The following is a 17,410-nucleotide window of genomic DNA, read 5'->3' as shown; positions in this document are numbered from 1 at the left end:
CACTGCCGAATGGCACTTGTTTCCGTTTCATTCTTGCAAAAAAAGATGAAACGGTTTAACAGGAACAACTGCCTGTTGAAACAATACCGGCACCAATGTCACAACAGGCAGTTTTATGGTTACTTATGGCAGTCCAAACCGATTTTCAAAGCCAAATCGCTCCGGCTTCCACATCCCCTGACTTATAAGTGTAAATTATAAACTCTTCAAGCGCTTCTTTCCATGTAAGATTGAAGGTTCCCATAATTGAATGTATGGCACGATTACTTTTTTCATCAAGCCCGTCTTCTTCCACCCCTTCGGGGTTCGTGTCTTCGTCTACCCCCACAGTCTCTTCACGGCTCCAGAACACCACTACCGGAATGTTTAGGTTGATATCCCATGTACCACGCTGGATCAATATTCCGGAAGGTTTATAGAACGGATCAAAAGTACCTGTTTCCGGATTGCCCTTGGATTTGTAGCCGTGATAAAGACGAATTTTCAGGTCGAATTCCTTACGGTCTTTCAAAAAACGGATAACTCCTTTCAAACCTATCGGGTTACTGTCTCCTGTTATTTCAGCTTCCTTGCTATGTTTGGTCTTGTCCCAGGGGGTAGTGTCCACATAAAGATAATCCACCAATTTCTGCGGTTCATTGTCATCGGCTTCCGGCTGACCGTCAAATGTGGGTTTTACATTTTCAGGCGTGAAGAAATGTTGATGAATATTATCCTGCCCGTTTTCTATAAACTGGCTGTTCATCAAATCTCCTTTGGCGTTATAGTAATAGATGAACATCAAATAAACGGGAGCCGGGGTGTATTTCCCATAAGTATAGTAGTCTCCATTTTTCTGCACGTAGAACTTGCTTTGACTGCCTTCGGCAAGCCTCCAACCCTTGCCGGCTTTCAGCTCATAAGTTATTTCCTGAATACGTTTCATGTGCTTGGCCGGAGATTCCGGATTCTGGTGAGGTCCACCGACTTTCTGTATTTCATTCCAGTCTGCATGCAGGTGACATTCCACAAGACGGATAGTCATTTTGGAAGGATCTTCATGCAATTTATTATCTGTCTCATTTTCAGGAATTACAGGATCTTTACTGCATGAATTGAACAACAACGAAAGAGCTGTTCCTATCAGGAACATCAATGCGATTTTACATACATTTGTTTTCATTTTTTATTTATTTGGTTAATAATAATTGTTATAAATCAAAAACTCCAGTTCACTACACAACGTACATCAGATCCCATGTCATGTGCATAGTAGCGTGAACGGTTAGTGTATTCTTTATATTCTTTGTTCAAGATATTGTCTGCCGCTATCATGAATTGTAGTTTGTATCCGTATTTTACAGGACACTCAAAGCTAGCAGCGAACCCCAAGAGGTGGTATGCCGGAGGGGTATAGGGAATAAGATCCGTATTCGAGTCAAACCGGGTCTGTTTTGCCACGAATCGATGTCTGATACTCAAACGTAATTTGGAATGCGATTTGGTTTCGTGAAGCCATGAGAGGTCATGGCTGAAACGGGAAGAGGGGATATAAGGAAGGTAATTTCCTGTCGTCTGTTCATTTGCCCGTATAAAAGAAGCAATCAGGTGATAATCCCATGAATTTATGGGCATGAAGTGAAAGTCAAAATCCATTCCGCGAAAGAAAGCCGGGGTCTGTTTGTATTGGAATACAGGGTATACCCCCGAAATAACAGTGATGGTTTCTTTCTTCGGTTCATCATAGATATAGCCGCTTATCCATTGCAGGTAACCGTCCATTCGGGCACTGAATACCTTATTGCTGTAACTGATGGAAGATATCCATTTATAGCTCCTTTCGGAGTGCATGGTAGAATCTCCTTTGACAAACATTCCGGATCCGAGTTCATTTCCGTTGCTATATAATTCATACACGTGAGGAGCTCTCCAGGCCAGCCCGAAATTAGTGGTGAGCTTCCATTGGTCAGAGAAATGATGATGACCTCCCAGACTGTATGATACGTTATTGAACTTTCTTGTTCCTCCATAGAGACTTCCTGTCCAGTCATAACCACTGGCACGGGTTTCCTGTCCGTCAAAACGAATACCTGCTTCAATTCCTCCTTTACTGTAATTATACTTCCCGATACCATATATTCCCATCTGTGTCTCCGTATAGTTGGGAATAACGGGAACAATACCTGTTCCTGCCTGACTGTGATTATCAATGAACATAATTTGTCCCCCAACCTCTGTTTGCCATGAATTATAATTCAATTTCCAGCAGAGAGAGTTTTGTAATGAGTTTAAGTGCAGGGAAACAGCTGGAATGTCGGAACCCAGACGCCGGATGCGGTTTTCCTGTCGGTCGTCCTTCTGCCAGGAACTTTGCCAGTAAAGATTTCCTGCGTTCCGCATACTGAACTTCATTTTACCAATGGCTGTCTGATGGGTAACTTTTTGATATGGGTATGCGATACTTCGCGTGAAAGGATCTGTGTACAGGGGACGTCCCAATCGGATACGTTCTGCCAGCAGATCTTCACTTCCCATCTGGGCACTGAACATTACTCCCGTCCGGTTGTAAAAGTGACTGTAGAATCCTTCTATTCTTAAACGTCCACGGTCATAGCCGAGTAAAGCGGAGGTATGATGTTCTCTGGCTCCAGTGTTATTTAGAAGATAGTTTGCGGTGGAACGGTCTCCGGAATTTGAATATGTCCCCTGTACTCGCCAGGCAAGGTCACGGAGAAAAGGGAAAGTGCCTTCCAACTGTCCGGTCAGCACATAACGGTGACCATTACTTCCATAAAGTATGGAAGTCTTTCCTTTCAAGGCCTTCTTCCGGAAGGGTAAGGGAGCCTGTTCCATGACAATAATTCCTCCCAAAGCTTCTGAACCATATCGTACCGCGTCAGAACCTTTTATCACCCGAATGGAAGCGTTTCCGTTCATATCCACTTCAGGAGCATGATCAACTCCCCATTGTTGGCCTGTCTGGCGGGAACCATTGTTTATGATTAATATCCGGTTGCCATACATTCCTTGGATGACAGGTTTGGCAACTGTCGTCCCCGTACTGATGGAACTTACGCCACTGACCTGTTCAAGCAGAGAGGTGAGAGAAGTTCCCAATGCGCGATTGATTGCGAAGGAAGTAAGGTTGTTGCTTACCGTATTCCGAGTCACTCCGGAGCACTCACCGGTAATAATGACTTCTTCCAGAATTTTTATCTCCGGATAAAGATATACTGTTTGAATATTCACCTTTTTGAATGCCTCACTCAAATATATATATTGAGATTTGTAGCCCAAACTCTGTACAAGAACTGTATCCTTGGAATTTGTCTTCCAAGGGATAATGATTCTTCCTCCGGTTGAACTGGCAAGGGGTTGATTCTCCAATAAGATGTAAGCTCCTTCAATCGGACGTCCGGTTTCCTTATCTACAACCAACAGTGTCCTATGTGTATCTGATTGCTGTCGGTATTTCTGTGCATACATCCTTGTAGGAGATATTGCACACAGCCAGACAATGAATAGACACACATATTGGAAATATGCATGAAATGTCATACTTTACGAAAATTGTAATGAAGTTATAAATTGTTTAAGATAACCAAAGGGCACAGCATCCCTCTTTCACATGTCATCTTATAATGCATGCAACCCATGAGAGGGATTGTAATAGTTGGACAGGAGGAGCGCGGAGAGACAATAGGGGAAAAGTAACAGTAATGTCCTTCTCCTTTTGGATAAGATATTCAACGGGGTTCTCTGTCTGAACGCAATTGTACTCAAAGCTCTCGGCTTCGGTAAATGAAGATAAAGTGAACAGGCAGATAGCACATTTATCGGCAGAATCATGATGGGAAGATTGTTGCTCATCATGAGATATACATAAATCTTCTTTGTGAACATGAAAGGCTTTCACAAAGAAGAAAGGCATCATAGTCAGCAACAATAAGCATGCCACTATGGCTCTGTATTTCCGCTTTTTTCTTGCATTATCCATTAGGTTGTAAAGATAGCAGATTGCATAATTGTACGCAATACCTATAAATGATGATTTTACGATCAAGTACGATTAAATATATTGTCCCGATTATTTTGATATGGGAATCAAATAAATCGACACATCGTTACCGGCTGTATGATAACAGGCTATAATAAATCTTCCTATTTTTATTCCTGTTCATATTGGAGGGCCTGTGTAAGATGCCCCCTAAAACCAAAATGATTCTTCTCCCAGAAAATATTCAGTAATGATCTCTTGATAAGTTTTGACCGATGAGCATTATTATTTTAAAATCAAGTACTTCGATTCTCATATAATTGTTTTTAAATTCGTTTAAAATTGAACGGTGTCCAATTGTTACGATAATACTTCAGTTCACGTTGATATTTCGAGGACGCAAAGTACGGCTCATTCCCAAAGCATAAGAGAAAGGATTGATGTCGAAATCGCGTTCAAATGTTCCGGTTACCATATTCTTTCTTTGCGGAAGTGTACCTGGAAAGTTTTGGTTACGCCAATTTCCTTGTACAGATATGCCAGCTTTTATCTTGTCTTCATTCCAATAGAAAGATTTTTTTATATTTATTGGTCGAGAGAGGCTACTACTACCCTCCTGAAGTTAGTAAACGGAATCATTTTTTACTTCCTCTTTTTTTCTTATTGTTGTGCATTAATAAATAAAGCTCTTGCAAGAAAAAAAAGGAATATTTTTGTCTTAGATATCATTGTGAATTTCAATTTAAATATAAACACAATATTGGACCGGATCAATTTGTCACAAATCATTTTATAACGAAGAAGGTATGTGTATGGACATATTAAAAAGAATAGCGTCACTCGTCAATACCAAATCATTAGCACCAATCATTTGAAAAACAATATACAAAAAACGCTTTCCGCCAATCTCCTTTAATTGGGCGGAGTTAAGTTCAAATCTTACATTATCCAAATATATATCCTTTACAGAAGAAAAGAGACCATTCAAGACGTTCTTGCTCCATTTATTCTTTTCCCATTGCAATGAATCATGATCCTTAATTACAAATTCCACATACTGTATCCATCTATCTATAGAATTGGAAAACTTATTTTTCACATCACCATAATTACTATTCTTAAGTTTATTTTTCACAAACTCATGCAAATCCGGTGTTGAGTAGGCTATCAACTCATTCTTCAATTCACTTAAGGGTTTAAAACCGGTGAATATTTTATCAAATTCTGCAAGCAACAAGCCACCATTACCCTTTGCATACATGCTTAAATGTAGTGTAAGCATGTTGCCTGTGTCGCTTTTTTCTTTCAGAGTTGTACTGATTTCCACAGCATACGCACTTTCATCATATGAAAAAATGTGACCATTAAATAGAGATGGATTTTCATATATCCCTCTCATATACTTCTGTTTTATAAAATCTGTATTTACAGTAGCCTTTCCTTCATAGTATTTATTCTTGTCAAACAGAAGTGATATTCTTTTTTTAGACCTACTATTATTGTACCTAAGATAGAAAGAAAGCTGATTTTGCTCATATTTTATATCTTCAAGAACCGTCTTCTCAAGATCTTCCAGAGTAAAAAGATATTTTTCTCCCCCTACATTTATAGAATAAAAGTCCACTAACCGGCCTAAATTCTCAATTGTAAACATGTTCACTTTATGTAATCTGTAAAAGCTATCAAAATCAAGCTTTGCATAATAATCAGCATTTGCTTTCCACTCAGCTTGTGCACCATTAACCATTTGATAATCGTCAGGTTTGCTCACAAAGCCGGTAAAAGTGAATTCATTCTTAAAAGGTGAACCATTTACCGTGCCTGTAACATATAGCACAAATGAGCCTTTTTGATAATCTTTCCTTTTCACTACAGCCTCAGTTATTTTTATCATTTTCCCGTTTATCTGCAGCGTCTCTTTCTGTGCTTCAACAAGTCCTAACGCAACATTTATATCTCTAGACATATCAAATCTAAAATAAGCTGCAACATCCTCTTTAGCCACAGCGGGAACTGATCCGGATTGTTCACTATGAGATTCTTCCTGTTGCCTGGGATGTCGATTCCGGGATTCAATCGGATCATTCTCACCACAAGCAACTAATAACATTATACAGACAAGAAATAATAGGCACCTTTTTATGTTAAAATTTCCTACCTTAAACAAATCACATGTCCTATCACACATAAACATTACTGTCTTTTCAATATATATTGTGCTGCGAGCCGCCCGCTATTGTTGAAGATTTCCGTACTGTCAGACAAGACCACTGCGTCGTCGAGAACTTTATAATATGTTTTGGCACCCGATGAAGGAGTAACCAGTTCAATGATGTTTTCGCCTATCATATTATATACACCGCTCTCTTCAAAAATACCATTCTCCTCACCCAGATACTCACTCCGCAAATCATAAGTTGCATCACTATTAATTTTCAATGTCGTTTTGATGCCACCACAGTCGGCACAAGGTAATATGCCTTCATAGGTGCCATAACAATCTTTGTTTTTGCTATCCACTACTCCGGCAGCACTATTTTCTTGTTGTTTATATTTCTTCCCAGATCCAACACAGCCTGATGTTACTATTATCATGGCTGCTACCAATAAATGCAATTTAATCAATTTCATAATTTAAAATATTTAACATATAATTTGAGGTTAATTATAACTCGCAAGATCATTATATACAAAGACTTATTGTAAATGCATAGCAGTATATAACGAAATTATCTTCGTCTCACTCGCTATGCATTACAATAAAATTAGAAAAAAAAGAAAACTATTTAACCGTCACATTGATAGTTCCCGTTTTCTTATCCTTATCTGTAACTGTAATAGTAGTTTTTCCTGCCTTAACTCCTCTTATGTTGACTTTATTTTCCTTGACTGATACCGTAGCAATATTGACATCTTTCGCAACGGCAGAATATGGCTGTGCACCACCTTTTACTGTTACTATACCATCTTTTCCAACACTCACAGTAATAGATTGTTTATCAAAATCCAGTCCTTTTGGAGTTTTTGGGGTCTCTTTTACAGTTCTTACAGTTACAGCAACTTTTCCTGTAACTCCCTTCCGGTCCGTAATAGTTATCATTGCTGAACCATCTTTTACACCGGTAATTACAATCGCATTTTTATCTGATTTCGCAACTGCGATTTTTGCATCACTTGATTTCGTCGTATATGGTGCAGTACCATTACTAACAGACACAGTAACCGTTTTACCAACTGCAACTTCTACTTTATTAGGACTGATTTTTAAATTGGGCTTATCATCATCCTTATCACATGATACCAATACAAAAGAAGTTAAGCAACAAATCACTAATGCCATCGATTTTAAAAAAGGTTTAGTTTTCATTTTTGATAAATTTAAATTAATAGATAAAATGCTAATGAGTACTCATAAATAAAAAAGTCAGATTTTTCTTACTTTTTCTTTGTCAGCAAAAATAATAAAGCGAAATTGTATTTGAATTATAAAATGATTTTAAAAATCTAACACCTCAATTCATATACATCTAACAATCAACACCTTAGTGTTATGAAACATTATTTTATCTCACATTGAACTAACATCTGTTCGAAAAGCATAAAAAAACAATATTATTCCAATATCAAACTTAAAAAAATATGTTTCACATTGCTAATTCTGATTATATGGTCAATCTTCATAATAGAGTGATACACTATTATAACACCAACTGTTACAGTATCCCTAACAGTGTTTGAAAAAGACCCTTTTTATGATATTTCACAAATACCATATATTCCCTATAATATTATTCTTAATTAGTGAATGAGCCATTCAAAGTAAAAATTGAATGTATTTTTAGCATATTCTATAAAAATCAAGAAAGGATGGCCAATTCAAAAAGTATTTTATCCAACAAACGGAACATTCTTTTTACAAGTTGAAGGTGGTATCACTCAACTATAATTGTGGATGATCAAAAACGTGTGTTCAAACCATACACAATAAATCTTCTATAGCACAAGATTTCTTGAACAGCAAGAGATAGGTACTCGCAAGTCCACGACAAAACGTTTTCCGAGGGGATACTGACGAACTTAAGGATATTGAAATGAGGTACCATACAAAAGTCGGTTGTTGTCACCAATATTATCTTAAAATAACTCATCTACAAAAGCTATGTGTTGTGACATCGTATTGTTAAAAAAACATTGTCATAAACGTCTGACGTCTCTTGATAGATTTACTTTTAGAGGGTATCATATAGCTATCTTCCATATCGTTTCGAGTCGCTTTCTGTACTCATTTGATATCATTCAGGCCATACTCTTGAACATTCACTCATGCAATAGGGGCACTTAAGTTCTAATAAATAGATTATCTCGCTAGCAGTCTCATCTCTCACCACACAGCTAGATTTATTATAAAGTTAAATTCAATGCTCGTGCAAACGGCTGTTTGTTCTGATTTAATGTACTCTTTGTTTGAAGGCACAAAGATATAATGAGTATCTAATATTCAAATAAACTTTGTTTTAAGACTTTTTATGACACAAACAAATACGAATGATTTGAAAAATAAATTGATTCTCTTTCATAAGATGTTCTTTCCTATAAGTTAATAAAAAAAACACTTTATATAATTTTTTTTCTCTTCATTTTTTCGAAAAGCCCCAGTCTTCCATTTTTTATAGAATATCATTTACATATTCCTATTTTTTCCATCCATGCATTATATACCTCATTTTTAGGTGAAGTTCACCCACTCTCTCCTCTTATTTTAGTCAGATTATGCTGCCGTTCTTTTTTTTTCTTCGTGACCTTTTCAATCATACATACCGCATTGAACGTATGTACTCCAAAGAAAATCCAAAATATTTCCACTTCCCTGTTTCTGGCTTTTTATTCTGGTCTGTAAATAATATTATTTCTACATTTTAAAACTTCCTTTCAATCTGGTAGCACTTTCATGGCTGAGTTCTGACCATCAAATCTTACGAAATGGAGCAATTTAGATAGCTCAGACCTTGTACTTAAAGAAGTGTTTTGTAAAACTTTTTAAATTGATATTATTAGTGTAGCTTGAATCCGCAGCAAGTACCTTAATCCTAACTTTGATCAGTTGTTGTAAATGAATACAGTCTTTCAAATGTATTACTTCGTTAAAAGCCGTAAAGGAGATATGTTCTATAAAGGAGATTTCATCTATCTGTATACTGTTGACTTTGCCTCCGAATTAAACGGATTTGTTTTTTCTTGCCTTAATAATAGTCTGGAGGGACTAAATATTAAGGAAATTTGCTAATTACTGACGAATCACATTAACGATTTAGGATTGGTTAGTGAATGAAGAGGGGCAATCTGAACACCACTAAATAACTGGTAACGAATATTACTAGTTAAATATTTAATCAGTTATGAATATGAAAAGTTGATATAGGACTTCAAGACTACCAAGGCCATTTTATTTTCAGGAGAAAAAAATAACTTTTACCCCCCCCAAAAAAAGGAGAGGATGTCAAGCATCTGTTGGGTTATTCCCAAGAAAGTGAACAGAGTATGGAAGCTGCTGATTTATTCGTTACAACTTTGACGATAATTTTTAAGCATATCGAGCGGTGTAAAATCTACCTAAACAAAACACGATTTCTTTTATATCTTTATCGTGTATTTTTATTTTAGATTTTCATCGGTTGGATTTAACCGATTGAAGAATAAACTTTTAGCAGAGTATTTGAGAAATAGAGGTAACGAATTAGCAACCGTGCAAATTTCAGCGATTTGCGGTGCTATGTTGTCAAATAACTCTTTGTAAATACAAATAAAATATTTAGTACAATTTTGAAGACATCATTAATAACCTTATTTATATCCATACACCTTTGGTTTGTTTCCCTATATTTATTGATAATCTTTTATTCACATATTTGGTAAATATTTCAATCTACGTAGATTTTATAACTAATAGAGTATAAACAATACAAGCTATTCCAACAAATAAAGCTACGGCAGAGCATTTGGTAAATATTGTATCTTTATTTTTAATACCATACATAAGCCCAATAATAGCACATAAAGGAATACCGACAGGAATAATCGTCAGAAACCAAATGAGTATTTTATGATACCCATTGCTGTTAATACTTTGTTTTTCAAATTACTCATAGCTACCATTCTCATTGCTTGTTACTCTTCGCATCTCTTTCTTTATTCATCAACCGCCAAATAGCTTTCTGATATTTCAACTTGGCGAACATCTCGTCATCTTGGTTATCTATCTTTAAGGTCATTACCCGAATACTTGGGGCAGTGGGATATCGGCTTCTCACTATATCATCCACTAGAAACCCGCATAGTCCGGTAGCCGGTTCTGTAAACAAGAAACCTTGAAACATGAGATTAATATAGTCTGCATTTTCGCAAAGATACGCCTTGTACCTCTTATATGTATCCAACTTCATATAATCTTCTGCACGGCTGCTGAAATTTGGCTTGGCAATTTCTTCGCATAAGGCAGATTCTAATTTGCTGTAGGTGGCAGTATCTAAATCTCCCCACCAATAATGATCTTCGGGATTGACCGACATATCCACCCATTCAGAAGCCTCCCAGTAGTCTATCGCAAACACAATTGAATCGGCTTTCTCTTTGGATGAGTAATAGATGGAATCTTTCTCCCAACCTTTGAATATACTTTCAATAGAATCTATTTTCTCTTTCCTAATTTTATTATATATGTTTTTTAAATCGTAGCCATGAGGTAACGATATTTGAAAAACACCGTTTTCAATTCTTGCATTCACCTTTGGATTTGTGATTACCGTATCGTCAAGTACAAAAGCTATATGTTTGCCAATTGCCTTTTCTGTTTCTTTTGCCCATTTTTTTAGTTTATGCTTGCTTATTTGCCCCACAATTACGCATGTCCCATTTTCATCAGAATCCATTCGTAACGAAACAAAATCTTTTACTGTTACAATAGACTCTTTAGCAATACTGTCTTTTTGCTGTGATAGGATGTGATACCATCCATTCTCATAGTGGGTTTTATGTATTTGATTACAGGAAGCGAAATAAGCAATTAAAATAAGTATTCCGAATAAATTCTTTTTTTGCATGTTCTTATATAATAAAAAAATAAACTGTTATCTGTTCCTGAATTGTATCCGTCAGATATATTTAAAGCATTATGTTTCAAATTAGCTACTTCTCCAAATATATAAGCAAAAGTAGATTGTTTGCCTTTTTAAGAAGACTGTTCAAATCTGTTTTGATATTGTTTTTCTTGATCACAACTTATAAGATGGATTGTGTATAGTTATTTCATCTCGCCAAGCATATTCCTTGTTTTATCCATATAATTACTGAAATGCGCCTTTACCTGTCAAAAATATATTACCGTAAATAATGTACCGTTTTATCCCAAAAGATTTAAAAACAGTTCTTTATTTACTATTTTTGCAGATTTGATACGTGATTTGAGCCGTGATTTTCGAGCATATACGTTAGCCACCGTATCCTTCATGAATAAGCTAATTACTTGTGGTGAGAATCCTACAAAAATATAGCATAACAGCCTGGTGTCAGAAGTTTTCATGGTCGGAAAATCTTCCTTGAGCTTGTACATGGCATTGTCATGACAAGTGTTTACGATTTTTTCCAATTCTTGCAGTATTTCATTGCTTTCTGCAAAATCTGTAATTATCTGCTTTACTTCATTAAATATGACTGACTGTTGCGATGTTGTATTTTCACGTTCATAGTAGGTCTTTCCAAGTTTATCGACAATGTCAAAGCGTGAAGCAGCCAATCCTCTTAAATAACTTTCCGTAGTCTGCTGTTCTTTCACGCGTTCAGTAAGAGCCTTGTACTCGGAATTGGCTTTCTCTGTCAATAACAAATAATGGTTGGTACGATCACGTTGCATGCGTAAACGTTGGCGGACGATATACCAGGCAATTCCAATAATAAAAAAGGTAGCGGCTGCTATAGCTATTTCCCAGACAGTCCGGTTTTTCATTCTGTATTGGGCGAATTTTGTTCGCTCTTTAAAATAGTCCCGCTCGACCATACCGGCGGAGAATTGCATGTTTGAGCGCATTATTGAATCGTTCAAGTAGATATAGCGATGTACATTGTCCGTTGCTTTTTCAAAATTTTTAGCCTGCGCTTCGATATGGTATGCAGTGTATTGTAGTTCTGCCATGTCGCAAATATCAGTAGTGTGCGCCTTTGCAAGCTCCAGATAATACCGTGCACTGTCTATATGATTCTTCAAAAGACTTACATCTGTCAATGTGTGATATCCATATACCGTATCCTGTCGGGCGGAAAGTTCGATTCGCTGTAACAGGTCATTGGATATATGCCGTTTGGATATCACATATAGTGATGCAAGATTAGTAAGGCTGACTTCTATCAGATTACTGTTATTATGTTCATCGGCCAAGTCAAGAGCCGCCGAATACAGCCTTATTGCTTTTTCTATATCTTTTGAGTGAAAAGTAGCGGCTGCCATGTCAAGGGTTGCCTTTGTCTCCTCCTGGATATCACCCGATTGGCGGAAATTATTTCTGGCTTCGTGGAAATAATGATATGCCCGGCTGTAGTTCATTTGTTTATAATATACTTCACCGATCTGTCTGTATAAAAGCCCTTTGTAATAAGATTCATCGGTATCTGTCAGTTTCTCTTCTATTTTGAGAAAAAGACGTAATGCTCCCGGTTTATCACCTGTGCGTAATTTAATTCTTCCCCAATAATATAGAGTTTTACACTGGTGACGTAAATCTTTGGGGTAATGTTTATAATATTGCCAAGCCTGGCGGATCAATGAATCGTCAGTAACTTTCATTTGTTTTTTTTCCAAAGCTTCGGAATAGAGCAATGCATATCTGGCCTGTTCAGCCCGGTTGCCTTCTGGTTTGAGTTTTTGTAGTATTGCTAATGCACTATCCGGGTTGTTCTGCATTAGCTTTTCAGCCTCACTAAGGCGAGGGGTCTGTTCCCTGTTATAACAACCTGTAAAATAGAGAATAGCTGATAGTCCAATTATAATCTTACATTTCATATTGCGAATATAATAATGTGTTTTATTTTTTGCATGGGCGATTAGGAATATTTTACCAATATAAATTATTCTTTAACTTATATGATTATCGCTCGCTATTTATATATATTTTTTATTGGGCCTAACAATATATAATTGCTTATTAGCATATTATATAATATGTATAATCGTAATAGTACAAAATAGCAGTAAGTTATTGCTATTCAGAGTAAAAGTATCAGTTCACTCGTTGTTGTTAAAAAATAAACTTGACTACCCTAAAGGTGTAAGTGTAAGTGCTTTTTTGAATTTTATCAAGGGTGTTAGATATGTGTTAGATTATTAATTGAACCATTTTTGCAAACTACTGATTATAAGTAAAATAAAAATCAATGTATTAGATTTATTCTTTTGTCCTACAACTAAAAAGCTCTGCAATCTTTTTACTTTTGCATTCGAAAAAAATAAAACAATAGATTATGAAGAAAATTGCTATTTTATTAGTTTTTACTTTGGGAACATTTATTGTAAATGCCCAATCAGTTGTAGAAGGAACAAAGTTTATGGACAATTGGTCTGTAGGAGTGAATGCAGGAGCAGTTACCCCTCTCACTCACGCCTCTTTCTTTAAAGGGATGCGTCCCGGTTTCGGAGTTGGAATATCCAAACAATTAACTCCTAGTTTTCGGTTTGGAATTTCAGGGAATGGGATATATCAATACAACTCCGAGTAAAACAGCTTTTGATGTTTTAGATGTCAGCTTGTTAAGTAAAATTAACTTAATAAATCTATTTGCAAGCTATCGGGGCAAACCTCGTTTGTTTGAGATAGAAGCTATTGCCGGAATGGGGTGGTTGCATTATTATGTAAATGGTAAAGGAGATGACAATTCATGGTCTACCCGTCTCGGATTGAATCTTAATTTCAACCTCGGTGAAACAAAAGCATGGACATTGGGAATTAAGCCCGCTATCGTATATGATATGCAAGGTGATTTTAATCAGGCAAAGAGTCGTTTCAATGCAAACAATGCAACATTTGAACTGACTGCCGGATTGACTTATCACTTCAAGATGAGTACTGGGAATCATTACTTTACTAAAGTAAAAGTCTACAATCAGAGCGAAATTGATGATTTGAATGTTGCTATTAATGCACTTCGCGAACAGGTGGGCAGTCGTGACAGAGAACTAAACAATGCTAACCAAAGAATTAGCGGTTTGCATAAAGAGTTGGAAGAATGTCGTACAAAGGTCGTTCCCATTGAAACAGTAGTCAAGACTGCCCGCGTTCCGGAATCTATCATTACTTTCAGACAAGGTCGCTCATCAGTGGATGCATCACAGCTACCGAATGTGGAACGTGTAGCCTCCTACATGAAGAAATATCCCGATTCAAAAGTCATTATTAAAGGGTACGCTTCTCCAGAAGGCAATGTTGAGATCAACGCAAAAATTGCTACCGCACGTGCAGAAGCTGTAAAAACAATCCTTGTTAATAAATACAAGATTAATACGTCTCGTATTACTGCCGAAGATCAGGGAGTAGGTGACATGTTTACCGAACCGGATTGGAACCGTGTAAGTGTATGTACTATCGAAGATTGATGTAATAAGAATATTTGGAGTTGTTGAAGGTAAATAAAAAAGGAAGCCCGAAATCTGAGGGCACTGAAAAAGTTCTTTTTCTCCGTTAGCTCCTCTTCTTATGAATTGGCTCCAAAGTTGCATGGCGTATGATAAATTTCATTTGCATGCAACTTTTCCTTATATTGGTAGTGAGTAATCGTCTATTGGTATACATGCACGCTGGCAACGACACTCTCAAAGGAGACTTTGAAAGAATGCAACTTCAGTCCGCTTTTCCCATCTGCTCCGACTACGGCTCGGAGGCTATCGTCCTTCTGATCTTTGACCAAAAGAACTTCTTGGTCTTTGATTTTTTTGCTCATATTACTATGTATTTAATGACGTCAGTAGCGGTTTACAGACAAAAGTAAACAAAAAAAAGTGAGTGCTAGAGATTGTAAATAAGTGAGTATTTGTAGCTTTGATATGATTAGGAGTAGCATATTGAAAGTTATAAATTTCATTTGCTGAATTACCATAAATGGGGAATGGTAAGTAAAAAAATCATCATTTTAAGGTATTGCAACCGAAAAAATATGTGACTAATTTTGCGTTATAAAATAAAGAATTATGTTCTGACCTATGCAAACAACGAAGGATTATATACGTAAGCTATTGCTGGAAACAGCGCAGAAAGCTTTTTTCGAAAAGGGCTTCAAGTCGGTGTCTATGCGTGAGATTTCTAAGTTGTCGGGCATTGGTCTGAGCAATATATACAATTACTATCCCTGTAAGGACGATTTACTGGTTGATGTGTTGCGTCCTCTTTTGGCTGCTATGTACAGGATGCTGGAAGATCACAACCGACTGGAGAATTTCTCCCTTGACATATTTATCTCAGATGAATATCATCGTGCATCTTTGCAGGAGCTTATGGGCATTATAACTCGTTACCGAAGTGAATTAAATTTGCTGTTTTTCTCTACGCAGCATTCTCGCCTCAAAGATTATTTGGAAGAGTGGATTGAGAAGAGTGCCACAATAGGGATGGAATATATGGAAAAGATGAGAAGACTCCATCCGGAACTACATACCGATATTTCTCCGTTCTTCATGCACTTCACCTGCTCTTGGTGGATTAATATGATGAAAGAGGTGGTGCAACATAAGGAACTTTCCTGCGAAGAGATAGAGTGTTTCATCAGTGAGTATATTCGCTTTAGCACGGGAGGATGGAAGAAACTCATGAATGTAAAGAATGAAAGATGAAGGCAGAACTATTGAAACATCCTGTCTGTCAAGAGATAACTAATCAAAACATCCGTTTCTCGTCTTGTCTGCAATGCAAGCCTTGCGGAAATGATTGTACGATTGTAAACAATCGAATCTCTTTTGTATTTGATTCCGAGACAATAGGCATCAGCTACCTTCTGCTCGACTCCACACCTATAGCCTGCATGGACAGATGCTGCAATCTTGTCAGGCAGCGTTTCGTTTGATGCAGGAGTTGGAACGCCGAGTCATTCCAGAAGAATCACTAAATAATAATCAGCATATGAGTATCATCAACATCATCAGCAACGACGAATTAACACTCGTACAAGGAGTCAACGGGCTTTTCTTCTGCGAGGAGTCATGGGTTACGCAAAGCAGGGCAGTCTCCCGTATCGGAAAGGTTTTGCCCAAAGAAATTATTGGGACGAAAGATCAAAGTACCAACATCGTACATCCGCAGACTGACCGAACTAAACTTAGTTGCCAAAAGCATGAAACGTCTTATTTCTAAATCTAACTGTTTCTCCTACCGAGCGAGCCGCCTGCAAAGAGCGGCTCGCTTTGCTTCTGAACAAAACAAACTTTTGTTCTCTTTTGACGCACTAACTTCCAATCCATCATAGCCATGTCTCAACCAGTACTTATAGCATTTTTCCTAACATCGTTTGCCGGTATATCCACAGGGATAGGCAGTGCGATTGCATTTTTTGCTAAGCGCACCAATACTTCATTCCTTTCTCTTTCATTGGGATTTTCAACAGCAGTAATGATTTATATGTCTTTCGCCAATCTGTTTGCCTCTTCTTTGCAGACTCTTGCCAATATACATGGCAAGGACGACGGAACTCTTCATTCCACACTTTCTTTTTTCGGGGGAATCGTATTGATTCTACTTATTGATAAGCTAATTCCTCACTACGAAAATCCACACGAAATGCATCGGGTGGAAGAAATGAGCTTAAAGGAAGAACGAAAGACTGAAATAAAGCCTCAATTATTACGCGTCGATGTAGTGACAGCCTTGGTGCTGGCAATACACAATTTCCCGGAAGGTATGGTTACGTTTCTTGCAGCATTGAAGGATATAAACATTGCTATACCTATTGCCTGTGCCATCGCCATACATAATATACCCGAAGGCATTTCCGTCTCCGTTCCGATCTATTATGCTACAGGTAATCGTAAACGGGCCTTTTGGCTTTCATTTCTATCGGGATTGGCCGAGCCGGTAGGAGCCGTCATCGGCTATCTTATCTTGGCACCATTCCTCAATGACCATGTTTTCGGCGTTATTTTCGGGATGATTGCCGGTATCATGGTATTTATCTCGCTTGATGAGTTACTACCCGCTGCCGAAGAATACGGTAAGCACCATCATACTATCTATGGTTTGGTAGCAGGCATGGCGGTTATGGCACTCAACCTGCTGATGTTGTGTTAGCAAGACTAAGTAATATAAAAAACATAAGTAAAAAAAAGAAAGAATATGAACACTTCTCACTCCTGCCGTTGTCACGTGCATGATGCCCACAAAGAGCATTCTTGTGTCCACGCACATTGTC

Annotated in this window: 13 protein-coding genes and 2 pseudogenes; 5 read left to right on the top strand and 10 right to left on the bottom strand. The window is 37.3% G+C overall.

Annotation, left to right across the window (positions count from 1 at the left end):
- Nucleotides 1-145: 145 nt before the first annotated feature.
- From NBH14_RS14815 to NBH14_RS14770, 9 genes and pseudogenes are all read right to left on the bottom strand, one after another.
- The gene (locus NBH14_RS14815) at nucleotides 146-1,162 is read right to left on the bottom strand and encodes a hypothetical protein (RefSeq protein ID WP_004313753.1); all 1,017 of its coding nucleotides are present in this window, start codon (nucleotides 1,160-1,162) and stop codon (nucleotides 146-148) included.
- Nucleotides 1,163-1,197: 35 nt separating this feature from the next.
- On the bottom strand, nucleotides 1,198-3,537 hold the full coding sequence (locus NBH14_RS14810) for a TonB-dependent receptor (protein WP_004318683.1): 2,340 nt from the start codon (nucleotides 3,535-3,537) through the stop codon (nucleotides 1,198-1,200).
- A 73-nt stretch (nucleotides 3,538-3,610) separates the two neighbouring features.
- Entirely contained in the window at nucleotides 3,611-3,976 is a 366-nt protein-coding gene (locus tag NBH14_RS14805; RefSeq protein ID WP_008017067.1) for a hypothetical protein, read from the bottom strand.
- Nucleotides 3,977-4,262: 286 nt separating this feature from the next.
- Nucleotides 4,263-4,562, bottom strand: a pseudogene (locus NBH14_RS14800) (hypothetical protein); the annotation flags it as partial.
- Between the two features lie 204 nt (nucleotides 4,563-4,766).
- Nucleotides 4,767-6,170, bottom strand: coding sequence for a hypothetical protein (locus NBH14_RS14795; RefSeq protein ID WP_172681121.1), 1,404 nt, complete (start codon nucleotides 6,168-6,170; stop codon nucleotides 4,767-4,769).
- Nucleotides 6,170-6,607 carry a copper resistance protein NlpE gene (locus tag NBH14_RS14790; protein WP_004318689.1) on the bottom strand — a complete coding sequence of 146 codons (438 nt, stop codon included), beginning with the start codon at nucleotides 6,605-6,607 and terminating at the stop codon, nucleotides 6,170-6,172. The genes NBH14_RS14795 and NBH14_RS14790 overlap by 1 nt, the downstream gene beginning before the upstream one ends.
- Before the next feature lie 151 nt (nucleotides 6,608-6,758).
- Entirely contained in the window at nucleotides 6,759-7,343 is a 585-nt protein-coding gene (locus NBH14_RS14785; protein ID WP_004318691.1) for a pilus assembly protein N-terminal domain-containing protein, read from the bottom strand.
- Between the two features lie 2,788 nt (nucleotides 7,344-10,131).
- Complete coding sequence (locus NBH14_RS14775) at nucleotides 10,132-11,073, bottom strand: SecDF P1 head subdomain-containing protein (RefSeq protein WP_004311519.1); 942 nt, start codon at nucleotides 11,071-11,073, stop codon at nucleotides 10,132-10,134.
- 299 nt (nucleotides 11,074-11,372) lie between these two features.
- A complete protein-coding gene (locus tag NBH14_RS14770; protein ID WP_062694790.1) occupies nucleotides 11,373-13,025 on the bottom strand; it encodes a tetratricopeptide repeat protein in 1,653 nt (550 codons plus the stop codon).
- A gap of 458 nt (nucleotides 13,026-13,483) precedes the next feature.
- Between NBH14_RS14770 and NBH14_RS14760 the strand changes: the two are divergent.
- Nucleotides 13,484-14,612, top strand: a pseudogene (locus tag NBH14_RS14760) (OmpA family protein).
- A gap of 182 nt (nucleotides 14,613-14,794) precedes the next feature.
- Here NBH14_RS14760 and NBH14_RS14755 read toward each other — a convergent pair.
- Nucleotides 14,795-14,956 carry a hypothetical protein gene (locus tag NBH14_RS14755; RefSeq protein WP_004318703.1) on the bottom strand — a complete coding sequence of 54 codons (162 nt, stop codon included), beginning with the start codon at nucleotides 14,954-14,956 and terminating at the stop codon, nucleotides 14,795-14,797.
- Between the two features lie 259 nt (nucleotides 14,957-15,215).
- On the opposite strand from NBH14_RS14755, the gene NBH14_RS14750 reads away from it, so the two are divergent.
- The 4 genes from NBH14_RS14750 (at nucleotide 15,216) to zupT (ending at nucleotide 17,289) form a co-directional block, all read left to right on the top strand.
- Entirely contained in the window at nucleotides 15,216-15,842 is a 627-nt protein-coding gene (locus tag NBH14_RS14750; RefSeq protein ID WP_055173482.1) for a TetR/AcrR family transcriptional regulator, read from the top strand.
- Nucleotides 15,839-16,072, top strand: a complete 234-nt coding sequence (locus tag NBH14_RS14745) for a hypothetical protein (protein WP_004318707.1) — start codon at nucleotides 15,839-15,841, stop codon at nucleotides 16,070-16,072. Before NBH14_RS14750 ends, NBH14_RS14745 begins: the two co-directional genes overlap by 4 nt.
- A gap of 56 nt (nucleotides 16,073-16,128) precedes the next feature.
- Nucleotides 16,129-16,359: a hypothetical protein gene (locus tag NBH14_RS14740; RefSeq protein ID WP_004309916.1), complete on the top strand. Its 231-nt coding sequence runs from the start codon at nucleotides 16,129-16,131 to the stop codon at nucleotides 16,357-16,359.
- Between the two features lie 114 nt (nucleotides 16,360-16,473).
- Nucleotides 16,474-17,289: a zinc transporter ZupT gene (gene zupT, locus NBH14_RS14735; protein ID WP_004309915.1), complete on the top strand. Its 816-nt coding sequence runs from the start codon at nucleotides 16,474-16,476 to the stop codon at nucleotides 17,287-17,289.
- Nucleotides 17,290-17,410 lie beyond the last annotated feature (121 nt).

Origin of the sequence: Parabacteroides caecihominis (assembly GCF_023656785.1) — a bacterium.
Taxonomy (GTDB): Bacteria; Bacteroidota; Bacteroidia; order Bacteroidales; family Tannerellaceae; genus Parabacteroides; species Parabacteroides segnis.
The sequence above is the reverse complement of the archived record's forward strand: the minus strand, read 5'-3'. Positions and strand labels throughout refer to the sequence as shown.